At 61.5% G+C, this 7,379-nt stretch carries 6 protein-coding genes and 1 pseudogene; 3 read left to right on the top strand and 4 right to left on the bottom strand.

What is annotated here, in order from left to right; genetic code table 11:
- Nucleotides 1-656: pseudogene (locus F8J34_RS06365) on the bottom strand (hypothetical protein); the annotation flags it as partial.
- A 71-nt stretch (nt 657-727) separates the two neighbouring features.
- Here F8J34_RS06365 and kdsB point away from each other — a divergent pair.
- Nucleotides 728-1,459 (top strand): 3-deoxy-manno-octulosonate cytidylyltransferase, encoded by a 732-nt coding sequence (kdsB, locus tag F8J34_RS06370; protein ID WP_297057290.1) that lies wholly within the window; start codon nt 728-730, stop codon nt 1,457-1,459.
- A gap of 17 nt (nt 1,460-1,476) precedes the next feature.
- Here the strand turns inward: kdsB and F8J34_RS06375 are convergent, their stop codons facing one another.
- Together F8J34_RS06375 and F8J34_RS06380 are read right to left on the bottom strand one after the other, a co-directional pair.
- A complete protein-coding gene (locus F8J34_RS06375; RefSeq protein WP_297057292.1) occupies nt 1,477-1,872 on the bottom strand; it encodes an Hsp20/alpha crystallin family protein in 396 nt (131 codons plus the stop codon).
- Between the two features lie 35 nt (nt 1,873-1,907).
- Entirely contained in the window at nt 1,908-2,360 is a 453-nt protein-coding gene (locus tag F8J34_RS06380; RefSeq protein WP_297057295.1) for an Hsp20/alpha crystallin family protein, read from the bottom strand.
- Between the two features lie 114 nt (nt 2,361-2,474).
- Between F8J34_RS06380 and F8J34_RS06385 the strand changes: the two genes are divergently transcribed.
- The gene (locus tag F8J34_RS06385; RefSeq protein ID WP_297057297.1) at nt 2,475-3,308 is read left to right on the top strand and encodes a glycosyltransferase; all 834 of its coding nucleotides are present in this window, start codon (nt 2,475-2,477) and stop codon (nt 3,306-3,308) included.
- On the opposite strand, the gene lon is transcribed toward F8J34_RS06385, so the two are convergent.
- Nucleotides 3,305-5,671 carry an endopeptidase La gene (gene lon / locus F8J34_RS06390; protein WP_297057299.1) on the bottom strand — a complete coding sequence of 789 codons (2,367 nt, stop codon included), beginning with the start codon at nt 5,669-5,671 and terminating at the stop codon, nt 3,305-3,307. The genes F8J34_RS06385 and lon overlap by 4 nt on opposite strands.
- Nucleotides 5,672-5,756: 85 nt before the next feature.
- Here lon and F8J34_RS06395 point away from each other — a divergent pair.
- On the top strand, nt 5,757-7,379 hold a 1,623-nt coding region (locus F8J34_RS06395; protein ID WP_297057300.1), incomplete at its 3' end, for an ATP-dependent DNA helicase RecG.

Here is a 7,379-nt window from a genome sequence, read left to right on the forward strand (position 1 = left end):
GGCATACCCGAGGCCCGAGATTGGACCTGCACTTGCCGGGAGGGGGGAGGGGGAGGAGCCGCCTCTACCAGTTTTTCCGGATGCATCCGGGAAGGAGGCACCGCCGGCGCCTTGGGAGGCGGAGCGGTGATCGGAGCCGGAGCCTTGGGGGGAGAGGAAGCCACCGTTACCGGCCCGGAAGGAACGGCCTCGCCCAGGATATATTTCCGCGAACGCTCCGCAAAAGAGGCCAGAGCCGGAATCACCTGCCCCAGACCCTTTACCTGGGTGTAAAGGGCCACCGGAGGACGCGAACCGTTGACCGGAACCAGCTCCGCATCCACACTCACCGTATTCCCGAAGACACTCACACTCCCGAAGAGTACATAATCCACCCCCAGCTTCTGCCCCAGGGCCCGGGCCTTCTCGCGGGTGAGGGGGCCTTTTACCTGGGACAGGGCCTTTTTCACCACCTCGGGATCTACCGTCTCCACCTGACCCGGGGCAAAAAGCCGGGTAACCAGCATGTCCTGAATCCCTTCCTGCACGTAGGAAAGGTCCTGAGCGGCGTGAACCCTGAAGGGAAGGATGGCGATCTTTTTGGGGACCCCAGCCCGAACTGAAGCCGCCCAGAGGAAAATAAGCAGGAGAACCGACAAAATACGGTTTATTTTCATTTTTCCTTCTCCGGAGTTTGGTTTAAACTTGAGTAAATCATCTTCGGCAAAAGCCGTCAAGGAGGAGGCCCATGCGCATCGTGGGGATCATCCCGGCCCGATACGGTTCCACCCGTTTTCCCGGAAAACCCCTGGCCGATCTCTGGGGGAAACCCCTGATCCAGCATGTCTATGAACGGGCCCGAAGCAGCGAGATTCTGGAAAAGGTGGTGGTGGCCACCGACGACGAACGGATCTTGCGCACGGTCAGAGACTTCGGCGGGGAGGCCCTCATGACCTCCCCGGAACACACCTGCGGTACGGAACGCATCGCCGAGGCCGCCGGGATCCTGGGACTGGCCGACGGAGATATCGTGGTCAATATCCAGGGGGACCAACCCCTCCTCGCCCCGGAGGCCCTGGAGGATCTGGTAAGGCCTCTCCTTCTTTCCGGAGAAATCCCCATGGCCACCCTGGCCATCCCCATGGAAAATCCCGAGGAGATAGAAGACCCCAACCGGGTAAAGGTGGTGCTGGATCGCCAGGGAAGGGCCCTCTATTTCTCCCGTTCTCCCATTCCCTATTTTCGTCCGCCGGGAAAATCCCCGCAGTACCTGCGACACATCGGTCTCTATGCCTATCGCAAGGAATTCCTGGATCTTTTCGTCACCCTGCCGCCGGGAGAACTGGAACAGGCCGAAAAACTGGAACAACTGAGGGCCCTTGAAAACGGCTACCCTATTGCCGTTACCATCACCCCTTATGCCTGTCCGGAGGTGGACACTCCCGAGGATCTGGAACGCCTGCGGGAGGGGAGGGGATAGCCCCCTCCCCTTTCCCCTTACTGGACCGTCTTGATCTCGATGCGGCGAGGCCGCTCGGACTCCACCTTGGGGATGAAGAGCCTGAGAACGCCGTGTTTGAGGGTGGCTTCGATCTTTTCCTGATCGAACTCCGGCCCCAGGGTGAAGGCCCGATAGTACTCTCGACCCCGCACCTCCACGTATTCCGGACGCACCTCCTCACCCGGAGCCTCCGCGATCTCTCCCCGCAGGTGGAGCACATTGTCCTCCACCTTCACCTCCAGGCTCTCCGGGGTTACCCCGGGCATATCCGCCAGAAGGATCAACCCCTCATCGGTCTCATAGACATCCACCGGAGGGGACATGGCCCTTCGCCGCGGGGTCCTCTCCGGACGACCCTCCTGCCGCGGAGCAAGTTCCTGCCTTTCCGCCATGGCTTATCACCTCCTTTCAAAGATTTTTATTTCCCTTAGGAGGCCTTGACCTCGATCTTACGGGCGCGACGCTCCGCCTTTTTCCCGATTCTCACCAGGATAATCCCGTTCCGGTATTCCGCCTCCACCTTCTCGGGATCCACCGATTCGGGAAGGGTCAACACCCGGGAGAACTTGCCCGAGAACCGCTCCTGCCGGAGAAACCGCTCCGGACGCACCTCCTTTACCCCCAGCTCGGCCTCGCTATCCCTCTCCCCGGACACCGAAAGCACGTTGCCCTCCAGCGAAAGCTCCACCTTCCCCGGATCCACTCCCGGAGCGAAGATGTACACCAGCACCTCCTCGGCACTCTCCCCCACATTGATGCGCGGATAGATCTCCTCCCCGCGAATACTCCTTACCGGACTCGCCCATTCCAGCAGCCGATCCAGCTCCGCACGAATACGCTCGAATTCCTCAAAAGGATCCCAGGTCCAATTAATAGGCATACTATCACCCCCTTTTCAGGATTTTAACTCCCTTTTTTGATTTTTTTCTCCGGATATCTTTCGGTTAAAAAGTTAAGGCTTCACCCTCGCCAAGCAAGAGGTAGAGTAAAAGAGATGCTGGTCTCGGTGATCATTCCCGTCCGTAATCGGGCCTATTTCCTGAAGGAAGCCCTGGCATCGGTTCTGGCTCAGACCTATCGCCCTCTGGAGATCATCGTGGTGGATGACGCCTCCACCGACGCTACCCCTTATGTGGTCGGCCGTTATCCGGTGATCTACCACCGGATGGGGAGAAGGGGTGGCCCGGCTGCGGCCCGCAACCGGGGGATAAGGATCTCCCGCGGAGAGTTGCTGGCCTTCCTGGACAGCGACGATCTATGGCTTCCCTCCAAGGTGGCCCTTCAGGTGGCCTATCTGCGGGAGCATCCCGAGGCGGTGGCGGTCCAGCCGGAGGAAATCTGGATCAAGGAGGGCCGCCGGATAAGCCCCCGGGGAAAACACCGGAAACCGCACGGTTTCTTCTTCCACCGGGCGATCAAACTCTGTCTGATCTCGCCCTCGGGGGTGATGATCCGGCGGTGGGTCCTGGAGGAGATCGGGCTCTTTGACGAGGAATTTCCGGTGTGCGAGGACTATGAGCTCTGGCTTCGGCTGGCGGCCCGCTATCCGGTGCATCTTCTGCCTTTTCCCCTGGTCGTAAAAAGGGGAGGCCATCCGGATCAGCTTTCGCGGCTTCCCGGTCTGGATCTCTGGCGTCTCAAGGCCCTGGCCAAGATCCTGCACCATCCCGTGCTCACCCCGGAAATGCGAATTCTGGCCCTGGTCGAGGCCCGCAGAAAGGGAGAAATCTTCCTGCGCGGGGCCCGTAAACACGGGAACCTCCGCGGGGCCCTCGAGGCCCTAAAGATCCTGCGTTCACTCCGGCTCTTTCCCCCGGCCCTATCCTAAGAAACGGCCCTTTTCCGGGAACGCCGGCCCCGCCACTCGGCAAAGACCAGGGGAAAGACCTCCTCCACCCGGGATACCAGATGGAACTTGAGGGCCCTTCGCACCTCCTCCGGGATCTCCCTCAGGTCCTTCTCGTTATGCTGGGGAAGGATGACCTCCTTCACCCCGTAGCGTTTGGCAGCCAGCACTTTCTCCTTGATCCCTCCCACCGGGAGGATGAGACCACGCAGGGTGATCTCTCCGGTCATGGCCACCTCCGGACGCACGGTGCGACCGGTAAGGAGGCTCACCAGAGCGGTGAGGATGGTGATACCCGCACTGGGGCCGTCCTTGGGAATGGCTCCCGAGGGGACATGGACGTGGAAGTCGGATTTTTCGAAGATTTCGGGTTCAATACCCAGATCCTCGGCCCGGGAACGCACATAGGTGAAGGCGGCCTCGGCGCTCTCCCGCATGACCTCTCCGAGCTGGCCGGTGAGGGTGAGACGCCCCTTTCCCCGCATCCGTGCGGCCTCCACGAAGAGGACCTCTCCTCCCACCGGGGTCCAGGCCAGACCGATGGCCACCCCGGGCACCCGGACCCGGTAGCGGGTCTCGGGAAGATACTTGGGAGGCCCCAGGTATTCCTCCAGGTTCTTGAGGGAGATCCTCTCCCTTTCCACCTCCCCCTCAGCCACCCGGCGGGCCACGGCCCTACACACCGCCGCGATCTCCCTTTCCAGCTGTCGCACCCCGGCCTCGCGGGTGTAATGGGTAATGATCCGGCGCAGGGCGGAATCGGAAAAGCGAAGCCAGGAGGCCTTAAGACCGTGTTCCCTGAGCTGCCGGGGAATGAGATACCGACGGGCGATGTGAAGCTTTTCCTCCTCGGTGTACCCCGGGATCTCGATAACCTCCATGCGATCCAGCAGTGGGGCCGGGATGGTATCCAGCATATTAGCCGTGGCAATGAAGATGACCCGGGAAAGATCAAAAGGTAGCTCCAGATAATGATCGGAGAACTCCCTGTTCTGTTCCGGGTCCAGCACCTCTAGCAGGGCCGCGGCGGGATCTCCGCGGAAATCGGTGCCCAGTTTATCGATCTCGTCCAGCATGAGGACGGGATTATTTACCCCCACCCGGCGCAGGGCCTGGATAATGCGCCCGGGCATGGCCCCCACGTAGGTACGCCGGTGCCCGCGGATCTCGGCCTCATCCCGCACTCCGCCCAGGGAAATACGCCAGAACCGGCGCCCCAGGGCCCGGGCGATGGAGCGCCCCAGACTGGTCTTTCCCACCCCGGGAGGACCAAGAAAACAGAGAATGGGACCTTTCATCTCCGGATTGAGCTTGCGCACCGCCAGATATTCCAGGATGCGTTTCTTGACCTTCTCGAGGTCATAGTGATCCTCGTCCAGGATCCGTTCGGCTTCCTTAAGATCCAGGTGATCGTGGGTGGATTCCAGCCAGGGGAGTTCCAGGATCCAGTCCAGATAATTGCGAATTACCGTATATTCCGCCGAAGCCGGATGGGTGCGGGAAAGCTTCTGGAGTTCCCGTTCCGCCTCCCGACGCACCATCTCCGGCAGGGCCTTCTTTTCCAGGCGCTCCCGCAATTCCTCCACCTCGGCCTCGATCCCCTCGCTCTCCCCCAGCTCCTTGCGGATGACCTTGAGCTGCTCGCGCAGGAAGTATTCCTTCTGGGCCTTTTCCATCCGGTCGCGGACCTCGGCCTGGATACGCTGCCCCAGCTCCAGAATCTCCAGCTGCTCGGCCAGCAACCTAACCACCCGCGAAAGCCTTTCCTTTACGTCCAGGGTCTCCAGCACCGCCTGTTTCTCGGCCTGGGGGAGATTAAGATGGGCGATGGAAAGATCGGCCAGCATCCCCGGATCCTCGAGATTTTCCACCAGACCCCGCAATTCCCCCGGCAGATGAGGGGAAAGTTCCACCACCCGACTGAACATCTGCCGGATATTTACCGCCAGGGCCTCGGACTCCCGGTCGGGGACAAAGGTCTCGGAAAGTTGCTGCACCCGGGCCAGGAGAAAGGGCGTCTCCTGAAGAAGGGAGAGGATGCGGATCCGGGTCAAGCCCTGCACCACGATGCGAATCCGATCCAGTTCCACGCGACTGGCCCGGAGGATGATACACAGGGTGCCGTAACGATAGATCTCCTTCTTTTCGGCCCCGGGATCCTTCACCGCCACCACCGCCACCAGCCGATCCCGGGAAAGGGCCTCCTCCACCGCCTGGACCAGCGCGGGTTCGGTGAGAACAAAGGGGACGATCATGTGCGGAAAAACTACCGCATCCCCCGGGATCACGGGAACGTCCTTTATCTCATCCGGTCGGGCCGGAAGTTCCTGTTTTACCTCGCTCATCCCTACCTCCTGTTTTACCTAACAGGGAAAATAAGGCCGAATTCGGGTCTGACAATCGGAAAAGGCCCCGGTAAAATGAGATACAATGCGTCCGGAGCTTGAACGATGGTGGGAACGCTTCCGGCGGCCCCTCCTTTTCTGTGCCCGTAAAAATTTCGCCCCCCTTCCCCGGGTAAAGGACCTGGAAGCCACCCTGCGTCGGCTCCTTTCCGAAGCTCCGGAGGATCTCTCCTCCGAGGTAAAGAACCGGCTGGAGGAATATATCACCGGGCTTGACACCCTGGCCCTGGAGGACAAAAAGGAACGCATCCAAAGGCTCCTCCGCCTTACCGAAGAGCCCGAAAGCCCGGGCCGGGAGGAACTCCCCTTTCCGCCCTATCCCGACCCGGAAACCTACCGGCGTTTCCGGGAGGAACTGCGCACCCCGGTACAGTTCCTTAAGGGGGTGGGGCCCAAGATCGCCGCTCGCCTGGCCACCCGGGGTATCCACACCGTGGAGGACCTGCTCTACTTTCTGCCCAAGAGTTACGAGGATCGTCGCCGTTTCACACCGGTGCGGGAATTACGCCCCGGGGAGAGGGCCGTGGTCCGGGGAGAGGTGGTCCTCTCCGGCCCGGTGCAGTTCAAGCGTCGGCGGGTCTATGAGGCCCTGCTCTCGGATGGCACCGGGGTGGTGGCCCTCAAGTGGTTCCACTTTCGGGAAAACCTCCTCCGCGAGACCCTGCGTCCGGGCCGAGAGATCATCGTCTCCGGCGAGGTTTCCCGCTTCGGTGGGCGGTTCGAGATCATCCATCCCGAAATAGAAGACCCGGAGGCACCGGGGCTTGAACTCCACGTGGGGCGCATCCTCCCGGCCTACCCCTCCATCGAAGGGCTTTCCCCCAAGGTCCTGCGGCGCATCATTCGGGAAGCCGTGGAGGGACATGTCCACAAACTGGTAAGTTACATTCCCCACGACCTTCTGCGCCGGAGAAGGCTCCTGCCGCTTTCCGAGGCGGTGCGAGCCCTGCACTTTCCGCCGGACGAGGCCGATCTTTCGGCCCTGAACAGCGAACGCAGTGTATATCACAAGAGCCTGGCCTTTGACGAATTCTTCTTCCTGGAACTGGCTCTGGGGCTGCGGCGCACACGGGTCAAACATTCCCCGGGAATCGCCTTCCGCGTGGATTCCCCCCTGGCCCGGGAATTCCTGCACCGGCTTCCCTTCCGGCTCACCCGGGCCCAGGAACGCGCCTTCCGGGAGATCCAGAGAGACATGGCCCGTCCGGTCCCCATGAACCGGCTGCTTCAGGGAGACGTGGGGTGCGGAAAAACGGTGGTGGCCTTGCTGGCCGCCCTCATCGCCATAGACAACGGCTACCAGGTGGCCTTCATGGCCCCCACCGAGATCCTGGCCGAACAGCACTACACCGGATTCCGGGAGCTTTGCGGACTGGCCGGGGTGGAGGCAGCCCTTCTTACCGGCGGGCTACCCCCTGCTCGCAAGAGGGAAATCAAACAGGCCCTGGCTGCCGGACGCATCCATCTGGTAATCGGAACCCACGCCCTCTTTCAGGAGGACGTGGAATTCGAGCGTCTGGGCCTGGTGATCATCGATGAACAGCACCGTTTCGGGGTGCTCCAGCGGGCGGCCCTCCGGGAAAAGGCCCGGGGAGTCTCCCCGGACACCCTGGTTATGACCGCCACCCCCATCCCCCGCACCCTGGCC

The sequence above is a fragment of the Thermosulfurimonas sp. genome, from assembly GCF_015491435.1.
Classification (GTDB): domain Bacteria; phylum Desulfobacterota; class Thermodesulfobacteria; order Thermodesulfobacteriales; family Thermodesulfobacteriaceae; genus Thermosulfurimonas_A.

Excerpts from the sequence above, each read along its gene's own strand:
- F8J34_RS06385 (WP_297057297.1), top strand. The coding sequence starts at position 2,475 with ATGCTGGTCTCGGTGATCATTCCCGTCCGTAATCGGGCCTATTTCCTG.
- F8J34_RS06375 (WP_297057292.1), bottom strand. The coding sequence starts at position 1,872 with ATGGCGGAAAGGCAGGAACTTGCTCCGCGGCAGGAGGGTCGTCCGGAG.
- kdsB (WP_297057290.1), top strand. The coding sequence starts at position 728 with ATGCGCATCGTGGGGATCATCCCGGCCCGATACGGTTCCACCCGTTTT.
- lon (WP_297057299.1), bottom strand. The coding sequence starts at position 5,671 with ATGAGCGAGGTAAAACAGGAACTTCCGGCCCGACCGGATGAGATAAAG.
- F8J34_RS06380 (WP_297057295.1), bottom strand. The coding sequence starts at position 2,360 with ATGCCTATTAATTGGACCTGGGATCCTTTTGAGGAATTCGAGCGTATT.